Origin of the sequence: Staphylococcus sp. HMSC063F05 (assembly GCF_001837075.1) — a bacterium.
GTDB lineage: Bacteria > Bacillota > Bacilli > Staphylococcales > Staphylococcaceae > Staphylococcus > Staphylococcus epidermidis.
Window position 1 is genome coordinate 105648 of record NZ_KV831328.1, and the last position, 19656, is coordinate 125303.

Annotated in this window: 18 protein-coding genes and 1 riboswitch; of the genes, 16 read left to right on the forward strand and 2 right to left on the reverse strand. The window is 31.7% G+C overall.

Annotated elements, in window-relative coordinates; all coding sequences use genetic code 11:
- Positions 1-106 precede the first annotated feature (106 nt).
- The 3 genes from HMPREF2576_RS04010 to HMPREF2576_RS04020 all read left to right on the forward strand — a co-directional run bounded on the left by HMPREF2576_RS04010 (position 107) and on the right by HMPREF2576_RS04020 (position 3713).
- Positions 107-832 carry a response regulator transcription factor gene (locus tag HMPREF2576_RS04010; RefSeq protein WP_001831066.1) on the forward strand — a complete coding sequence of 242 codons (726 nt, stop codon included), beginning with the start codon at positions 107-109 and terminating at the stop codon, positions 830-832.
- A complete protein-coding gene (locus tag HMPREF2576_RS04015; protein WP_001831150.1) occupies positions 816-2582 on the forward strand; it encodes an ATP-binding protein in 1767 nt (588 codons plus the stop codon). The genes HMPREF2576_RS04010 and HMPREF2576_RS04015 overlap by 17 nt, the downstream gene beginning before the upstream one ends.
- Before the next feature lie 393 nt (positions 2583-2975).
- Positions 2976-3111, forward strand: a riboswitch (FMN riboswitch).
- A 62-nt stretch (positions 3112-3173) separates the two neighbouring features.
- Positions 3174-3713: an ECF transporter S component gene (locus HMPREF2576_RS04020; RefSeq protein WP_001830988.1), complete on the forward strand. Its 540-nt coding sequence runs from the start codon at positions 3174-3176 to the stop codon at positions 3711-3713.
- A gap of 404 nt (positions 3714-4117) precedes the next feature.
- On the opposite strand, the gene HMPREF2576_RS04025 is transcribed toward HMPREF2576_RS04020, so the two are convergent.
- Positions 4118-4366: a ferredoxin gene (locus tag HMPREF2576_RS04025; RefSeq protein ID WP_001831262.1), complete on the reverse strand. Its 249-nt coding sequence runs from the start codon at positions 4364-4366 to the stop codon at positions 4118-4120.
- A gap of 108 nt (positions 4367-4474) precedes the next feature.
- On the opposite strand from HMPREF2576_RS04025, the gene HMPREF2576_RS04030 reads away from it, so the two are divergent.
- From HMPREF2576_RS04030 to ypdA, 4 genes are all read left to right on the forward strand, one after another.
- Positions 4475-5437 (forward strand): YpbB family protein, encoded by a 963-nt coding sequence (locus HMPREF2576_RS04030; protein WP_002456188.1) that lies wholly within the window; start codon positions 4475-4477, stop codon positions 5435-5437.
- Positions 5424-6803 (forward strand): RecQ family ATP-dependent DNA helicase, encoded by a 1380-nt coding sequence (locus tag HMPREF2576_RS04035; RefSeq protein WP_002470635.1) that lies wholly within the window; start codon positions 5424-5426, stop codon positions 6801-6803. The genes HMPREF2576_RS04030 and HMPREF2576_RS04035 overlap by 14 nt, the downstream gene beginning before the upstream one ends.
- Positions 6804-6959: 156 nt before the next feature.
- Positions 6960-8342: an elastin-binding protein EbpS gene (ebpS, locus tag HMPREF2576_RS04040; RefSeq protein ID WP_107515759.1), complete on the forward strand. Its 1383-nt coding sequence runs from the start codon at positions 6960-6962 to the stop codon at positions 8340-8342.
- A 132-nt stretch (positions 8343-8474) separates the two neighbouring features.
- Complete coding sequence (ypdA, locus tag HMPREF2576_RS04045) at positions 8475-9461, forward strand: bacillithiol disulfide reductase YpdA (RefSeq protein WP_001831121.1); 987 nt, start codon at positions 8475-8477, stop codon at positions 9459-9461.
- Between the two features lie 211 nt (positions 9462-9672).
- Here ypdA and HMPREF2576_RS04050 read toward each other — a convergent pair whose 3' ends face one another.
- Positions 9673-10641: an asparaginase gene (locus HMPREF2576_RS04050; protein WP_001831213.1), complete on the reverse strand. Its 969-nt coding sequence runs from the start codon at positions 10639-10641 to the stop codon at positions 9673-9675.
- A gap of 78 nt (positions 10642-10719) precedes the next feature.
- Here HMPREF2576_RS04050 and cmk point away from each other — a divergent pair, with 78 nt between their 5' ends.
- From cmk to ndk, 9 genes are all read left to right on the forward strand, one after another.
- Positions 10720-11367: a (d)CMP kinase gene (gene cmk, locus HMPREF2576_RS04055; protein WP_001830943.1), complete on the forward strand. Its 648-nt coding sequence runs from the start codon at positions 10720-10722 to the stop codon at positions 11365-11367.
- A gap of 483 nt (positions 11368-11850) precedes the next feature.
- A complete protein-coding gene (rpsA, locus tag HMPREF2576_RS04060; protein ID WP_001831057.1) occupies positions 11851-13029 on the forward strand; it encodes a 30S ribosomal protein S1 in 1179 nt (392 codons plus the stop codon).
- A gap of 215 nt (positions 13030-13244) precedes the next feature.
- Positions 13245-14555, forward strand: a complete 1311-nt coding sequence (gene der / locus HMPREF2576_RS04065) for a ribosome biogenesis GTPase Der (protein WP_001831042.1) — start codon at positions 13245-13247, stop codon at positions 14553-14555.
- A 20-nt stretch (positions 14556-14575) separates the two neighbouring features.
- Complete coding sequence (locus HMPREF2576_RS04070; RefSeq protein WP_001831154.1) at positions 14576-15574, forward strand: NAD(P)H-dependent glycerol-3-phosphate dehydrogenase; 999 nt, start codon at positions 14576-14578, stop codon at positions 15572-15574.
- 170 nt (positions 15575-15744) lie between these two features.
- Positions 15745-16017 (forward strand): HU family DNA-binding protein, encoded by a 273-nt coding sequence (locus HMPREF2576_RS04075; RefSeq protein WP_001043863.1) that lies wholly within the window; start codon positions 15745-15747, stop codon positions 16015-16017.
- Positions 16018-16486: 469 nt separating this feature from the next.
- Positions 16487-17065, forward strand: coding sequence for a hypothetical protein (locus HMPREF2576_RS04080; RefSeq protein ID WP_001831003.1), 579 nt, complete (start codon positions 16487-16489; stop codon positions 17063-17065).
- Positions 17058-17783, forward strand: a complete 726-nt coding sequence (locus HMPREF2576_RS04085) for a demethylmenaquinone methyltransferase (protein WP_001831089.1) — start codon at positions 17058-17060, stop codon at positions 17781-17783. Before HMPREF2576_RS04080 ends, HMPREF2576_RS04085 begins: the two co-directional genes overlap by 8 nt.
- Before the next feature lies 1 nt (position 17784).
- Entirely contained in the window at positions 17785-18744 is a 960-nt protein-coding gene (locus HMPREF2576_RS04090) for a polyprenyl synthetase family protein (RefSeq protein WP_001831120.1), read from the forward strand.
- 139 nt (positions 18745-18883) lie between these two features.
- Positions 18884-19333, forward strand: a complete 450-nt coding sequence (gene ndk / locus HMPREF2576_RS04095; protein WP_001831235.1) for a nucleoside-diphosphate kinase — start codon at positions 18884-18886, stop codon at positions 19331-19333.
- Positions 19334-19656: the final 323 nt, after the last annotated feature.

Genomic DNA, 19656 nt, shown 5'->3' on the forward strand with positions numbered 1-19656 from the left:
GATTGATATTTTTTTCACAAGGTTAACCTTTGAGTCACTCAATAACGTTAACCTATGATATAATGACAAATGTATTTAACAGCAAGTGTAGGAGGTAGTAGAAAGTATGACTAACGAAATTTTAATCGTTGATGATGAAGATAGAATTAGAAGATTACTTAAATTATATTTAGAAAGAGAATCTTTTGAAATTCATGAAGCAAGAGATGGTAAAGAAGCCTACGAGCTTGCTCTTGAAAACAACTATGCGTGCATCCTCTTAGATTTAATGCTTCCTGAAATGGATGGAATTGAAGTTGCCTCTAAACTTAGAGAACATAAAGATACACCTATCATCATGCTTACTGCAAAAGGTGAAGAAACAAATCGTGTTGAAGGATTTGAATCGGGAGCAGATGATTATATTGTTAAGCCTTTCTCACCTAGAGAAGTAGTATTGAGAGTAAAGGCGTTATTAAGACGTACACAAACTGCAAACACTGAGCAAAGCGAACCGCATGCACGCGATATTATTGAATTTAGTCATCTAGTGATTGATAATGACGCTCATCGAGTCCTTGCGGATGATCAACAAGTGAATCTAACACCTAAAGAGTATGAATTACTCATCTATTTAGCTAAAACTCCAAATAAAGTATTTGATCGAGAACAGTTACTTAAAGAGGTTTGGCATTACGAATTTTATGGGGACTTGCGTACAGTAGACACTCACGTCAAAAGACTTAGAGAAAAGTTAAATCGAGTATCAAGTGATGCTGCACAAATGATACAAACTGTGTGGGGTGTCGGTTATAAATTTGAGGTAAAACCTAGTGATGAACCGACTAAATAGTGTTGTTATAAAACTGTGGTTAACTATTATTTTAATAGTAGCGACAGTTTTAATTTTATTAAGTGTTTCATTAATCACTTTTATACAATATTACTTTACGCAAGAAACAGAAAATGCAATTAAAGAAGATGCCAAAAGAATTAGTTCACTTGTTGAGAAGTCTCATAACAAAACATTAGCTATCCAAAATAGCCAAACACTCATTGATGGTGATGGACCGGGTGGCCTCATTATTATGAAAGACATGAGCGAGAAACCAGACTCATCGTATAAAGACACTAAAAAACAAATGTTTAATGAAATAAAAAAGAGTACTAAATTTAAAAAAGTGTTTAAAGAAGGTGAGTATGAAACTCAAAATATTACAATAAAAAATAAAGGTAATTCTCAATCTTATCTTTTGCTAGGATACCCAATGAAAGCTCAAAAAGGTGCTCAAAGTCATTATAGTGGTGTTTTTATATATAAAGATTTGAAATCTATCGAAGATACAAATAATGCTATTACAATTATTATATTAATAACTGCTATTATATTTACTATAGCAAGCACAATATTTGCATTCTTTTTATCTAATAGAATAACGAAACCCTTACGTCAATTAAAAACACAAGCACAAAAAGTTTCTGAAGGGGATTATAGTCAAATTTCAACTGTCGCTACTAAAGATGAAATAGGTGATTTATCACGTGCATTTAACAACATGAACGTAGAAATTCAAGAACATATCAAAGCAATTTCTTCATCTAAGAATATAAGAGATACATTATTAAACTCTATGGTAGAAGGCGTTCTAGGCATTAATAATCAACGTGAAATCATATTGTCGAACAAGATGGCTGATGATATTATGCGTCACATTGATGATTTTTCAAAAGAATCTATTGAACAGCAAATTGAAGCAACATTTGAATCACAACAGAATGAGTATTTAGAATTAGAAATTAATACAAGGTACTATGTATTTATCTCCAGTTATATAGATAGAATTCAAACAAATGGTAGAAGTGGTATTGTCATGGTCATCCGTGATATGACAAATGAACATAATCTTGATCAAATGAAAAAAGATTTTATAGCAAATGTATCACATGAATTACGTACGCCAATCTCTTTATTACAGGGTTACACTGAGTCCATAGTAGACGGTATAGTTACCGAACCAGATGAAATACGTGACTCATTAGCAATCGTTTTAGATGAATCTAAGCGACTTAATCGTTTAGTCAATGAATTACTAAATGTAGCTCGTATGGATGCTGAAGGATTATCAGTTGAGAAGGAATTACAACCTATTCAACACCTTCTTGATAAAATGGAGTCTAAATATCGCATGCAAAGTGAAGAATTAGGTTTAACAATGACGTTTGATTCTAATAATGACGAACAATTATGGAACTATGATATGGATAGAATGGACCAAGTGTTAACTAATTTAATTGATAACGCAACAAGATATACACAAGCTGGTGATTCTATAAAGATTTCTATTGATGAAGATTCAGATTTCAATATTTTAACAATAACTGATACAGGCACTGGTATAGCGCCGGAACATCTGAAACAAGTATTTGACCGTTTTTATAAAGTGGACGCTGCTCGAAAAAGAGGTAAGCAAGGCACCGGATTAGGACTTTTCATTTGTAAAATGATTATTGAAGAACACGGGGGACGTATTGATGTTGAGAGCGAATTAGGCAAAGGTACTTCATTTATTATTAGACTACCTAAATCAAAACAAATTAGTTAGAAACCGAAAAGTATCATAAATTGTCAGTTTCAATGATTCTTTTGAAAACAGAGAAATTATAACGCAATACATCAAAAATAATATATGAAAAACGCCTGCGACTCAGAGTGATGTCTCAGGCGTTTTTTTGTATATAATCAGTAGATAACTAAATTGAACATAAATTTAATTATCATTTTATTTGAATAACTTCTACAAGTTTAAAGACATAATTTCAGAATCAATAAAGCCTATTTATTTATTTGTAAATATTTTATGTGTTAAAACTTAAATTCATGTTATATATTGATTTCATATTTTGTTATTAATGTCAAAACATTATATTAACCGTAAGCAGAAATATTGAGTTTTTAAAACTAATAATGTAATATAAATTTAAAATAAAATTGATATATTCATCTTCGGGGTAGGGTGTAATTCCCAACCGGCAGTAATCTAAGCCTGCGACGACAACGTATTAATTTTTGCTTTGTCTTGATTCAGTGAGAGTCTGAAGCCGACAGTATAGTCTGGATGGGAGAAGATGGAGGTTTTTTGTTGTTCAAATTTCCTCCTTTTCTAAGTAAGATGAATGGAAGGAGAAAATTATATATGCAACAAAACAAACGTTTGATTACAATTAGTATGTTAAGTGCGGTAGCGTTTGTGTTAACTTTCATCAAGTTTCCATTGCCATTTATACCACCGTATCTAACTCTCGATTTTAGTGATGTACCGACGTTATTAGCAACATTCCTCTTAAGTCCTATTGCTGGGATTATCGTTGCACTCATCAAAAATATTTTAAATTTTCTATTCAATATAGGGGATCCTGTTGGACCAGTAGCTAACTTTTTAGCAGGCGTCAGCTTTTTGCTATCATCATACTATGTTTATAGAAAAAGAAAAAATAATCGTTCTTTAATTTATGGATTAATTACAGGTACAATCGTTATGACTATTGTTTTGAGCATCTTAAATTATTTTGTGTTACTTCCATTATATGGAATGATATTTAATTTAGGTGATGTGCTTAATAACGTAAAAATTGTTATTGTGTCTGGAGTCATACCTTTTAATTTAATTAAAGGCATAATCATTTCCATTATATTTGTGCTGTTATTTAGAAGATTAAGACATATCATCAAATAAAAAACATTTAAAACCTTTTTTATTTATCTATTATAAAGACAATGTTCATATTCAAAATTGGACATTGTCTTTATCTTTATACTATTACTGAAGATATAAAGAAAGTGTAACTCATAAAAAATTTAACAATAGTGAGCGTAACGTTTTAAGGTATTATGTTTTTAAATTTCTTATCAAATAGAACACTGGTTTTAAAGAGCCATATAAAATGTCATCATTAGTTCCTAATAAACAACCCCAAATGAATCATATTAAACAATTCATTTGGGGATCAATTCATCTAATAGCTGATTATTTTATTGTTTATGGCTAGTTACCTTAAAAATTAATTCTCATACAAATTGTATACTATAAATAGTAATAAATCATTTAGATTAATTTTTATGTATTCTAAGAATCATATATTATTCAAATTTCAGTGCGTCACCATCAAATGGTTCGTCTTCAATTTTGATTGAGTCAGTAGGACAACCTTCTAGCGCATCTTCCATATCTTCATATAACTCTTCAGGCACTTCAGCAGTACCTTGGTTATCGTCAAGGATTACGTATGCAATACCTTCATCATCGTAATCATATATATCTGGAGCAGCTGCACCGCAAGCACCGCATGCTATACATGTATCCATATCAACGATTGTATATTTTGCCATATTTATTCGCCTCCTTTGATAAAAATGCTACACTAGTATTATAAATACAATTGTAGACATCGATAGATTACATTTCAATTTATTCGTTTTATAGAGTGAGGGTTTAATTTGTACAATATACTATCATACGCTATGAGTCATGCATTTAACTACAAAACCAATAAAAGTATCTATAATATTTTAACAGGCAAGAAGTCACACCAAACGTTTTTCGATGCGTCAAGCCAACAACTTTTGTCATTATATCATAGTTTACCTAACTTAAAGTATTCAACTTTTGAGCAATTTATACTCCAAAAGGATGATTTTAAAAAATCAATTCAAGTAAAAATACATCCACAATACACTTATGATAGTCTCACTCAAACCTTTAGTTGCATACAATTACTTATCCAAACGTTATCTCATACACGCAAGGAGTCAAATACATTTATTCCAATCGTTCAAAATACCTATATCCAACAAAGGGTTAAACAACTTTATCATCAGGTCATTGAATCAAATCAAGTATCAAATACTATAGACGAAATATATTTATTATTTGAGAATTTAAATAATAAATATAACCATACATTTCTTCATTATTATTTACAAGGATATGAGGAATCCATGTATACTAGACAACAAATAAGTTTAATTGAGGGTATACCACAATCAGAATTATTTGAACGAGAAATGAATGAACTGATTGACATATTGAATCAATTAAAAGATTCAACGAAATATCCAATACTTTCTCAAGCTATCATTCTTTCACCATTACTAACAAATACATACTTAAGCTATCAAAAGTTAAAATCTGGTCTCAATTTAAAAGAAATTGCTCAATTACAAAATGTAAAACTTAACACAATTGAAGATCATATTCTAGAAATGTATATTAAAGGTTATTTGATAGACTATACATTATTTATAAATAAAAAAGATATTCTCGAATTTATAAACTACTATCAAAAACATCGCGGTGAACGATTAAAATTTTATAAAGAACATTTTACTGATTGGACTTACTTTCAAATTAAGTTAGTTATAGTAGGAATAGAAAGAGGTGATTTAATTGCTGAAAGATAATTTAAAGGAATGGTTTGGTTTTGATGAATTTAAAGAGGGGCAAGAAGAAATTATTGATAGTGTCCTTCATGGAAGGCATACACTTGGAATTTTACCAACTGGTAGCGGTAAAAGCTTATGTTATCAACTCCCTACATATATATTAGAAAAACCGACATTAATTATATCACCACTCATTTCGCTTATGGATGATCAAGTTATGCAAACGAAGTTAAAAGGTGAAACACATGTTGCATGTGTACATTCCGGCATGGACGAAGTAGAAAAAAGAGACAATATTAAACGACTAAGTAAAAGTCGATTTATTTATTTAAGTCCAGAATATATACTGCAACCTCATAATTTTAAGTACATCGCTCATATCAACTTTGGATTAATAGTATTAGATGAAGCGCACTGTTTATCAGAGTGGGGGTATGATTTTAGACCTCACTATGCTTTAGTTGGTAAAATTATTCATCATTTTAATTCAGCAACAGTGTTAGCACTAACAGCTACAGCATCACCTCAATTAGAAACTGATTTATCTCACATTTTATCACTCAAATTAAATGTAGTTCAAAAAAGTATGAATCGAGAAAATATTAGCTTACAACACTATAATTTTAATGATGATGAGGGGAAGATTGAATGGCTGTTACCATTTTTATCTAATTCTGGGCCTACAATTATATATGTTTCTTCTAAAAAAAGATGTTTAGAACTAGCTCAAATGATTTATGACTCAGGATATCTAACAGGTATATATCATGGAGATTTAAGTTATCAGGAACGCCAAACAGTTCAACAACAGTTTTTTAATAATGACATCCCCGTTATAGTAGCAACAAGTGCTTTTGGAATGGGAATAAATAAAAAAGATATTCGTACAGTCATACATTTTCATTTATCATCTTCACCATCTAACTATTTACAAGAAATTGGTCGTGCTGGTAGGGATGGTAAACAAAGTCAAGCCATTAGTTTATTTCAACCTGATGATAGTTTTATTCTAGAAACACTACTATTCACTGATATTATCACAGATGACGATATTACAATGTTTGAGACGGGAAACCACTTACCAGATGAAAAGGAAAAAATTTTAAGTACTTTAAATATACAATTCACATTTAGCCAACTTAAAGATATATTTCATCAATCATATCAACGTAAGCGACTAGGTTATATGAGAATGATGGGCTATACTAATTTAGATCAATGTCGACGTAAATACTTACTAGAATTTTTTGGCGAACATCCTCAAAGTCCAAAACAATGTTGTGAGCAAGATTCAAGATTAGAGCCTATTCAGATATTGAATCGTAAAAAGGTGAAAAGAAAACTAAGTTTTAATGAAAAATTATATAATTTGTTCGAAACCTAGCTATCACTTTACTTACTGAAATTTAACAAGCTATAATCAATATGTAGACCCAATTAAGCAGTGTTAAATACTTTTAATTATTTTACATATTTAATTTCAACTTGGGTATAGAGTTATAACGTGATTGAATTAATTAAAATGGAAGGGATGATAGTTGTGTCTAATAATAATTTTAAAGATGATTTCGAAAAGAATCGTCAATCTATTAATCCAGACGAACAGCAAACAGAATTAAAAGAAGATGATAAAACAAATGAAAATAAAAAAGAAGCTGACTCTCAAAACAGTTTATCTAATAACTCAAATCAACAATTTCCTCCGAGAAATGCCCAACGACGAAAAAGACGTAGAGAGACAGCAACTAATCAAAGCAAACAACAAGACGACAAACATCAAAAAAATAGTGACGCTAAAACTACAGAAGGTTCATTAGATGACCGTTATGACGAAGCACAGTTACAGCAACAACATGATAAATCGCAACAACAAAATAAAACTGAAAAACAATCACAAGATAATAGAATGAAAGATGGAAAAGATGCAGCTATTGTAAATGGAACATCTGAGTCACCAGAACATAAATCAAAATCAACACAAAATAGACCCGGCCCTAAAGCTCAACAACAAAAGCGTAAATCAGAAAGTACGCAATCAAAACCGTCAACAAACAAAGATAAAAAAGCAGCTACAGGTGCTGGAATAGCTGGTGCAGCTGGTGTTGCTGGTGCAGCAGAAACATCCAAACGTCATCATAATAAAAAAGATAAACAAGATTCTAAACACTCAAACCATGAGAATGACGAAAAATCTGTTAAAAATGATGACCAAAAGCAATCTAAAAAAGGCAAAAAAGCAGCAGTCGGTGCTGGCGCAGCTGCAGGAGTTGGTGCGGCTGGTGTTGCGCATCATAATAATCAAAATAAACATCATAATGAGGAAAAAAATTCTAATCAAAACAATCAGTACAATGACCAATCAGAAGGTAAGAAAAAAGGTGGTTTCATGAAAATCTTGTTACCACTTATAGCAGCCATTCTTATTCTAGGTGCAATAGCAATATTCGGTGGTATGGCTCTAAATAATCACAACGATAGTAAAAGTGATGACCAAAAAATAGCGAATCAAAGTAAGAAAGACTCAGATAAAAAAGATGGTGCGCAATCCGAAGATAACAAAGACAAAAAATCTGATAGTAACAAAGACAAAAAATCTGATTCTGATAAGAACGCAGATGATGACTCTGATAATAGTTCCTCAAATCCTAACGCTACTTCAACTAATAATAACGATAATGTAGCCAATAATAACTCAAATTATACAAACCAAAATCAACAAGATAATGCAAACCAAAATAGCAATAATCAACAGGCAACTCAAGGTCAACAATCACATACAGTATACGGTCAAGAAAACTTATATCGTATCGCCATACAATATTATGGAGAAGGAACTCAAGCTAACGTAGATAAAATTAAACGTGCGAATGGATTAAGCAGTAATAATATTCATAATGGTCAAACATTAGTTATTCCTCAATAACATTATTAATAGTCTCAATATTGGTGATAAACACCAATATTGGGGCTATATTTTTATTTAATTCAAAATTCAGGTCTTAGCTAAAATAGAAAATAACTGATATAATAATTTGGTGATTAAAGGAGGATAAGTATGCAAACTATTGAAAGCATCATTATAGGTGGCGGTCCATGCGGATTAAGCGCGGCAATTGAACAAAAGAAAAAAGGTATTGAAACATTAGTAATTGAAAAAGGTAATGTTGTTGAATCAATCTATAATTATCCAACACATCAGACTTTTTTCTCATCAAGTGATAAATTAAGTATCGGCGATATTCCTTTTATTGTTGAAGATAGTAAGCCAAGACGTAATCAAGCGCTTGTATATTATAGGGAAGTCGTTAAACATCATCAACTTAACATACATCCATTCGAAGAAGTTTTAACAGTTAAAAAAATAAACAATAAATTTGCAATTACAACTACAAAAGGTGTATATGAATGTAAATATTTAACTGTTGCTACGGGTTATTATGGTCAACATAACACTTTAGAAGCGGAAGGGGCAGAATTACCAAAAGTATTCCATTACTTTAAAGAAGCACATCCGTATTTTAATCAAAATGTTGTTATTATTGGAGGCAAAAACTCTGCTGTTGATGCTGCCTTAGAATTAGAAAAAGCTGGTGCTAATGTAACTGTTTTATATCGTGGCGAACAGTACCCTAAAGCAATTAAACCATGGATATTACCCAATTTCGAATCATTAGTCAATCACGAAAAAATTACGATGGAATTTAATGCGACAGTAACCAAAATTACCGATCATTCAGTGACTTATGAAAAAGATGGTCAACTTATAGAAATTGATAATGACTACGTTTTTGCTATGATTGGTTATCATCCAGATTACGATTTCTTAAAAACAATAGGTATTGATATCCATACCAATGAATATGGAACTGCTCCTGTTTATAATCGAGAAACATTCGAAACAAACGTCGAAAATTGTTATATAGCTGGTGTTATTGCTGCGGGTAATGATGCAAATACTATTTTTATCGAAAATGGTAAATATCATGGTGGTGTCATTACACAAAGCATTTTGACAAAAAAACAAACACCTCTTGAAACATAGAGCTTACAAAAAGCTTGGGATACTAAACAATGTCCCAAGCTTTCTTAATGTATAGTCAATCAATGACTCAATTAAAATGCACATATTAATAATAGGTAATCCTTAATTATAGTATAATTGCACTAAAGAAGTTTCATAGACAATGCATACAACTAATAGAAATCGGAGTGTGACAATGAACTTGATACGAATTTTGTCCCACTCTTTTTAATTACTCTTCGAAATATCGCTCTAATTGATTTTGAGTCATGTCTTGACTCAAACCAACTAGTAATTTTAGCCTTGCCTTTGGTCCATTTAAACCGTTCGAAAAAATAACACCATTATTTTTCAAATCTGCGCCACCACCTTCATAAGCATATACAGGACTAACAATACCATTGAATGATCTAGATACGAGAACTAGAGGAATGTTTTTCTTTAGACATTGCTGTAGTCCATTAAGACAACTTTTTGGAAGGTTACCTTGTCCTAGTGCTTCGATGACTATACCATCAACGTGTTGTTGTGAATAAAATGATAGTACATCATCTTCCATACCCATGTATGCTTTTACAAGTGGAACACGTAAATTTACATCGATATATTGGTAGGTAGTTTGTCTGTAAGGATGATGATAAAATTGTACTCGATTCTTGGTAAGTACACCTAGAGGCCCCTGATTAGGACTTTGAAATGTATTAATATTCGAAGTATGTGTCTTTGTCACATTACGAGCAGTGTGAATCTCATCATTAAATACGACCATAACACCTTTATGATTAGCCTCAGATGAAGAAGCAACCCTTATAGCAGAAATAAAATTATAGAGACCATCGGAACCAATTTCATTGGATGATCTCATTGCTCCAGTAATTACTATAGGCTCTTGAATATCAATTAATAAATCTATTAAAAAAGCTGTTTCCTCAAGTGTATCTGTTCCATGAGTAATGACAAATCCATCATATATATTTTCTTTAGAATATGTAATGATTTCGTCTCTTAATCGCACAACATTCGAAATTGTCATATGCGGCGAGGGTATATTTAAAAGATTGATTTCGTCAACCTCTGCATATTGACTAATGATATTTTGATGTTGTGATATTGGATTTTCTTCATTCGTTATCACTTTATTAGTTTGATCTTGTGACATACTTATTGTGCCACCAGTATGTATGATAAGTAGACGTTTCATTACGTATTCCTCCTATTTATTCTTTACTTTTTTATGATAAAATAATATCTATAAAACAACAAGGAAGGTTATCAAATAATGAGTTCAATTAATATTGCACTAGATGGCCCAGCTGCTGCAGGTAAGAGTACAATTGCTAAACGTGTAGCCAGTCGTCTATCAATGATATATGTTGATACAGGAGCAATGTATCGTGCCATTACATATAAATATTTACAAAATGGCAAACCCGAAAATTTTGATTATCTGATTAATAACACTAAACTTGAGCTTACTTATGATGAAGTAAAAGGGCAAAGAATCTTACTAGATAATCAAGACGTCACTGATTATTTAAGAGAAAATGATGTAACACATCACGTATCTTATGTTGCTTCTAAAGAACCAGTGCGTTCATTTGCAGTGAAAATACAAAAAGAATTAGCTGCTAAAAAAGGTATCGTTATGGATGGCCGAGATATTGGTACAGTTGTATTACCAGATGCCGAATTAAAAGTTTATATGATTGCATCTGTTGCTGAACGTGCTGAACGTCGACAAAAAGAGAATGAGCAACGTGGCATTGAATCAAATTTAGAACAATTAAAGGAGGAAATTGAAGCACGAGATCATTATGATATGAATCGTGAAATTTCGCCATTACAAAAAGCCGAAGATGCTATTACACTTGATACAACTGGCAAATCTATAGAAGAGGTAACAAATGAAATATTATCTCTACTTTAAATGTTAAAATTAAACTTTTTATATTGTTTATTGTAAACATTTAAGCGGAGTAGAATTAATAATCAATGACTCGAAAATATTGAATATATTAGTATTGATTTATAGAAAAGCCACGGACGCTCTGTCTCTGGCTTTTATTTTTGACCATTGAGAACTATGTAAATAAACTTATTTTTAACCAAGTCCCCTCTATAGAGAAGTAATACTATGTTTATTACCAATTTTAATATATCTTTTTCATTTTTATTCCTCATATTATTATGAGCTTAGGGTTAATTGCCATAAAATTTATGTTACAATAAAAATAACAATGTTATTAAATATACTACAAACTAAATTGACCATCACTTAACTAGGTGCTCTGTTAAACTTTTGTTATAAATTAAAGATAGAAGCAACCTATTCATATAAAGTGGTATCTCTTGACAATTTTACTCGTTTATAAGATGTTATAATTATGTAGTGTATAAGGAGGCATACAAGATGACTGAAGAATTCAATGAATCAATGATTAATGATATTAAAGAAGGTGACAAAGTCACTGGTGAAGTTCAACAAGTAGAGGATAAACAAGTTGTTGTGCATATTAATGGTGGCAAATTTAATGGAATTATTCCTATTAGCCAGCTTTCAACACATCATATCGAAAACCCTAGTGAAGTTGTAAAAGTCGGTGATGAAGTCGAAGCATATGTCACTAAAATCGAGTTCGACGAAGAAAATGATACTGGGGCATACATTTTATCAAAAAGACAACTTGAAACTGAAAAATCTTATGAATATTTACAAGAAAAACTAGATAACGATGAAGTGATTGAAGCTGAAGTTACTGAAGTAGTTAAAGGTGGTTTAGTCGTTGACGTTGGTCAAAGAGGGTTTGTACCTGCTTCTCTAATTTCAACTGATTTCATTGAAGATTTTTCTGTATTCGATGGTCAAACAATCCGTATTAAAGTGGAAGAACTTGATCCTGAAAACAATAGAGTCATTTTAAGCCGTAAAGCTGTGGAACAGTTAGAAAACGACGCTAAAAAAGCTTCAATATTAGATTCTTTAAATGAAGGCGATGTTATTGATGGTAAAGTTGCTCGATTAACTAATTTTGGTGCTTTCATTGATATTGGTGGCGTAGATGGTTTAGTTCACGTTTCTGAATTATCTCATGAACATGTTCAAACACCAGAAGAAGTTGTGTCAGTAGGTGAAGCAGTCAAAGTTAAAGTTAAATCTGTAGAAAAAGATTCTGAACGTATTTCTTTATCTATTAAAGACACTTTACCAACACCATTTGAAAACATTAAAGGGAAATTTCACGAAGATGATGTTATTGAAGGTACTGTAGTACGTTTGGCGAACTTTGGCGCATTCGTAGAAATTGCTCCATCCGTCCAAGGTTTAGTGCATATTTCTGAAATCGATCATAAACATATCGGTTCTCCTAACGAAGTATTAGAACCTGGACAACAAGTTAATGTAAAAATATTAGGTATCGATGAAGATAATGAAAGAATTTCATTATCAATCAAAGCAACGTTACCTAAAGAAAATGTCATTGAAAGTGACGCATCCACAACTCAATCATATCTTGAAGATGATAATGATGAAGATAAACCAACATTAGGCGATGTTTTTGGTGATAAATTTAAAGACCTTAAGTTTTAATTAAACTAAAATCATTTGCGATATAAAATGTAATGACTCCAATTTACGTGTAAGCTTAAAATCAAATTTACGCGTGATAATTGGAGTCTTTTTTTAAATGATATACTGTACAAAATATATCTTTTCGAACATGTAAAATAAACATATTCAAGTTTTGAATAAATCTGCTCTTGTGATAAAATTATGTAGATTAAAAAAGAGAGGAAGTTTATCCTATGACTAAACCGATAGTAGCAATTGTAGGAAAACCAAATGTAGGAAAATCTACAATTTTTAATAGAGTTGTCGGCGAACGTATATCTATCGTAGAAGATACGCCAGGCGTTACTCGTGATCGTATTTATTCATCTGGCGAGTGGTTAACTCATGAATTTAACATCATTGATACAGGTGGTATTGAAATTGGAGATGCTCCTTTTCAAACTCAAATCCGTGCACAGGCAGAAATAGCAATTGAAGAAGCAGATGTCATCATTTTTATGGTCAATGTTAGAGAAGGACTTACACAAAGTGACGAAATGGTCGCACAAATGCTTTATAAATCTAAGAAACCTGTTGTATTAGCTGTGAATAAAGTTGATAATCTTGAAATGCGTAATGATATCTATGATTTCTATTCTTTAGGCTTTGGAGATCCATATCCTATTTCTGGTTCACATGGATTAGGACTTGGAGATTTGCTAGATGCAGTTGTTGAAAACTTTAATAAAGAATCAGAAGATCCTTATGACGAAGATACGATACGTCTTTCTATCATCGGTAGACCTAATGTTGGTAAATCTAGCTTGGTCAATGCTATTTTAGGCGAAGAACGTGTTATTGTGTCTAATGTTGCTGGTACAACTCGAGATGCCATTGATACCGAGTACTCTTATGATGGACAAGATTATGTATTGATTGATACTGCTGGAATGAGAAAAAAAGGTAAGGTGTATGAATCGACTGAAAAATATTCTGTATTACGTGCATTAAAAGCGATTGAGCGTTCAGAAGTAGTATTAGTAGTTATCGATGCTGAACAAGGTATAATTGAACAAGATAAACGTGTAGCTGGCTATGCACATGAGGAAGGTAAAGCTATTGTCATTGTAGTAAATAAATGGGATACAGTTGAAAAAGATAGTAAGACAATGAAAAAATTCACTGATGATGTTAGAAATGAATTTCAATTTTTAGATTATGCTCAAATCGCGTTCGTATCAGCAAAAGAAGGGCTAAGATTAAAAACATTATTCCCTTATATCAATCAAGCCAGTGAAAATCATAAAAAGCGTGTCCAAAGTTCTACACTAAATGAAGTTGTTACTGATGCCATCTCTATGAATCCAACACCTACTGACAAAGGTAGAAGACTTAATGTATTCTATACAACTCAGGTTGCAATTGAACCACCGACATTTGTAGTATTTGTCAATGATGTTGAATTAATGCATTTTTCTTATAGGAGATATTTAGAAAATCAAATACGTAATGCTTTTGGTTTTGAAGGAACACCTATTCATATTATTCCAAGAAAAAGAAATTAAAAACAAAGGGGAATTCAATAATGAGAAAAATTACAGTTTTTGGTATGGGTAGTTTTGGTACTGCATTAGCTAATGTATTAGCTCAAAATGGTCATGATGTTTTAATGTGGGGCAAAAATGTAGAGAATGTAGATGAACTTAACACACATCATATGAACAAAAATTATCTTAAAGATGCTAAATTAGATTCATCTATAAAAGCAACTGTAGATTTAAATAAGGCAGTGCAATTTTCAGATATCTATCTTATGGCACTACCTACAAAAGCAATTAGAGAAGTATCAAAAGATATCGATCAATTACTCACATCTAAAAAGACTTTTATTCATGTTGCTAAAGGCATTGAAAACGATACATTTAAGCGCGTATCTGAAATGATTGAGGACTCTATCTCTTCAGAACATAATGGAGGAATCGGCGTCTTATCAGGTCCAAGTCATGCTGAAGAAGTTGTTATAAAACAACCTACAACTGTAGCTGCATCATCTAAAGATAATAATGTGAGCAAACTTATTCAAGATTTATTTATGAACGACTATTTACGTGTTTACACAAATAATGATTTAGTAGGTGTAGAATTAGGTGGTGCTTTAAAAAATATTATAGCTATAGCTAGTGGTATCGTTGCCGGCATGGGTTACGGTGATAATGCAAAAGCAGCTTTAATGACACGAGGTTTAGCCGAAATCAGTCGACTTGGTGAGAAACTTGGTGCAGATCCAATGACTTTCTTAGGTCTAGGTGGCATAGGTGATTTGATCGTAACTTGTACGTCCACACATTCACGAAATTACACACTTGGGTTTAAATTAGGGCAAGGCAAAACAGCAGAAGAAGCTTTAAAAGAGATGAAAATGGTGGTTGAAGGTATTTATACAACTAAATCAGTATATCATCTTGCTCAACAAGAAGGAGTAGAGATGCCTATCACTAACGCATTATATGAAGTTTTATTTGAAGATGTCCCTGTAAGTAAAAGTGTTAGAACACTTATGGAAAGAGACAAAAAAGCAGAATAAAGAGTGTAATATTACTTTTTATGAGCGAATGTTAAAAAATTTCGTCATAAATCGCATAAAACCAACGTTTCTATTACATAAATCGTTGCGATGACAGTAACCCTTGTGTTAAAGTCAAAACATAATGATATAATGAATATCATTATAAAACCTCAGGAGGTGAATTCATAATGAATAAAACTGATTTAATTAATGCAGTTGCAGAACAAGCTGACTTAACTAAAAAAGAAGCTGGTTCAGCAGTAGATGCTGTATTTGAATCTATCCAAAACTCACTTGCTAAAGGTGAAAAAGTACAATTAATCGGTTTCGGTAACTTTGAAGTACGTGAACGCGCTGCTCGTAAAGGTCGTAACCCTCAAACAGGTAAAGAAATTGACATCCCTGCAAGTAAAGTACCAGCATTTAAAGCTGGTAAAGCATTAAAAGATGCTGTAAAATAATTTACTTAAAAAAGCCCCTTTGAGGGCTTTTTCTTTTTAACTTATACATCAATGGTCTATCGCTCTAAGTATTTTATTTTTAAGTAGATTCAACACTTCATAACTCATATCAATACTAAAATATTTATTATCGACTGTCTTGTTTTTAAAATTTTATAAATTACGTCATCCCAATCACTTACATATATTTAGAAATGATCTTGAGTTAATATACTCATTTACTATTTATTTAAAATCGTTTATCTAGCTATATTGGCTAATAATCATCTAGTTAAAAATTTTATAAAGCCATCTAGTAACTATTATCATATTAGTAATTACTAGATCTTTGGTAAAAATGAGTTTTATTCCTCAAATCGCAAACCACTTACATAGAATAACTATTTATTTTAAAAGACTTAATCCAATAGATTTTATTTTTTTACATATAATGTTAATATTGTTAATGATAATATCGTGAGGTGTGAACATGGAAACGACAATAAGCAAACTAAACAAACATGTAGAACAACTGCTTAAGGGCATTAATGAGTATGAGCCTATTGAAATCAATAGCTCTTTAAGTCATTTATTAGATATGTACTCTATCCCAGATGAAGCTAAGATTGCTTGCCTCACTATTGATACATCAATGCGTCATTTGGACGCTATCGGTGATAATCATCTATCTAAGAAAGCAATATTAATAGGGGACCTATTAAGCGCTCATTTCTATACTCTATTAGCAAATATTCAAGATTCCGCTTTTCAACTTGCAATGAGCAAGGCCATTGTTAAAATCAATGAAGATAAATCATCAATTAATCAAAATGATCTCACTGATAAAGAGTTGAAAGATGCGATTCTAGATATAGAAACACTATTTCCATATCTTACAATTAACCATTTTGGAAGTTCTGTTGATAAAATCAAATTATTCGCTGAATTGACTTCTAAATATAAAGATTACCATCCTGAGTATCTGGGTAAGTTTAACAGATATGAAATAGATAAATATATTCAAGAAATTAGCAAAAGTTATAAAAAAAGAGGTAATGAAAATGGCTGAAAATCAAGCTAAAAAAGAACAAGTTCATACAGTATTCCAAAATATTTCTCAAAAATACGATCGACTCAACAACATCATAAGTTTCGAACAGCATAAAGTATGGAGAAAACATGTTATGAGTACTATGAATGTACAAAAAGGCAGTAAAGCTTTAGATGTGTGTTGTGGTACTGCAGATTGGACTATTGCATTAAGCGAAGCAGTAGGCTCAAAAGGCCAAGTAACTGGTCTTGATTTTAGTGAAAATATGCTTGAGGTAGGTAAACAGAAAACTGCTTCATTGGAAAATATCCAGCTTGTTCATGGTGATGCTATGAATTTACCTTTTGATGATAACTCATTTGATTATGTTACTATTGGTTTTGGCTTACGCAATGTTCCGGATTATTTGTCAGCACTCAAAGAAATGCATCGAGTTTTAAAACCAGGAGGCATGGTGGTATGTCTTGAAACAAGCCAACCGACATTGCCATTATTCAAACAAATCTATAGTTTATACTTTAAATTTGTGATGCCAATTTTTGGTAAAATGTTTGCTAAGTCCAAAGAAGAATATGAATGGTTGCAACAATCAACATTTAATTTTCCTGACAAACAAACATTGAAAGGCTTATTCTTCGAAGCAGGATTTAACGATATCATTGTACGTAGCTTTACAGGTGGCGTTGCTGCAATGCACCTTGGCTATAAAGAAAACAGTTCTAGCAAAGGTGATTAACGTGGCAAAGTTAAACATTAACAACGAAATAAAGAAAGTAGAAAAGCGACTTGAAGAAGCAATTATAAGTTCTGATCAAACATTACAAGAAGCCTCATTCCATTTACTATCTTCAGGGGGAAAAAGAGTTAGACCCGCTTTTGTTATTTTAAGTGGTCAATTTGGCTCTAACAACAAACCTTCAGAAGACACGTATCGTGTAGCAGTAGCTTTAGAACTAATTCACATGGCTACCTTAGTCCACGATGATGTGATAGATAAAAGTGATAAACGTAGAGGCCGACTCACTATTTCAAAAAAATGGGACCAAAGTACAGCTATTTTAACAGGAAATTTCTTACTTGCTATGGGGCTCAAGCATTTATCTGAAATCAGTGATACTCGTGTCCATTCGACCATTTCTAAATCAATTGTTGATGTGTGTAGAGGAGAACTATTCCAATTTCAAGATCAATTTAATAGCAATCAAACAATTACTAATTACTTACGTCGTATCAACCGTAAAACAGCACTTCTTATTCAACTGTCTACACAAGTTGGTGCGATTACTTCCAATGCGTCAAATGACGTTATTCGTAAATTAAAAATGATCGGACATTATATAGGTATGAGTTTCCAAATAATAGATGATGTGCTAGATTTTACTAGTTCTGAAAAGAAACTTGGTAAGCCGGTTGGTAGTGACCTTATGAATGGTCATATTACATTACCTGTACTATTAGAAATGCGAAAAAATAAGACTTTTAAAGATAAAATTTCACAACTTAATCCTGACAGTCCTCAACATGCCTTTGAAACTTGTATAACAATAATTAGACAGTCCGAAAGCATAGAACAATCAAAACAAATAAGTGAAAAGTATTTAAATAAAGCAATCAATTTAATCGATGAATTAGAGGATGGTCCTAATAAAGAACTATTTAGAAAGCTTATTAAAAAAATGGGAAGTCGAAATAAGTAAGTTTTGTGACAAAAGTTGAAAGCGCTTCATTATCCTGTTACCATACTAAGTAGCAGGATATTTTTATAGCTTGCAATGTTTTAAGTTTTTTACATACTTATAAAAATGAATGAAACACATGCACAGGGGGACACACGAAGTGGAACGCACATTTTTGATGATTAAACCGGACGCTGTCCAAAGAAATTTAATTGGTGAGATTATATCTCGCATTGAAAAGAAAGGTCTTAAGCTTGTTGGCGGTAAGTTTATGCAAGTGCCTATGGAACTAGCTGAAAAACATTATAGTGAACATGAAGGAAAACCGTTCTACGACAAGTTAATTTCATTCATTACTTCTGCACCCGTTTTTGCTATGGTAGTAGAAGGTGAAAATGCTGTAGCTGTATCTCGTAAAATTATTGGAAGCACAAATCCAAGCGAAGCAGCTCCTGGTACAATCCGAGGCGACTATGGTTTAAATCTAGGTCGTAATATTATACATGGTTCAGATTCAACAGAATCAGCACAACGTGAAGTTAAATTATGGTTTACAAGTAGCGAAATTGCTGATTATAAAGAACCAAGAGAAGATTGGCTATACGAATAATAAAAATATCAAATAATGAAATTCATTTTATCCATTAATGTCTGTGACGCATATTTGTGTCTCAGGCATTTTTTATGATTAACCAAATTTTATTTGCTTAAAATAATACTTATTGAATTAGTCTATTTATTTTTTTATCTAGGGATTTAACGATGCAATACCGTATATTGTTCGATTATATAGCAATTTTATCTTTTGACAATTGAGCATTCATTATTAAGTAATGACCTACTTTTAATATATCAATCATGTATCTAATTATTTCGGTCTTTTGAGTTTTTTAATAGACTGATCTTTAATTGGTATAATGTCACTATGACATA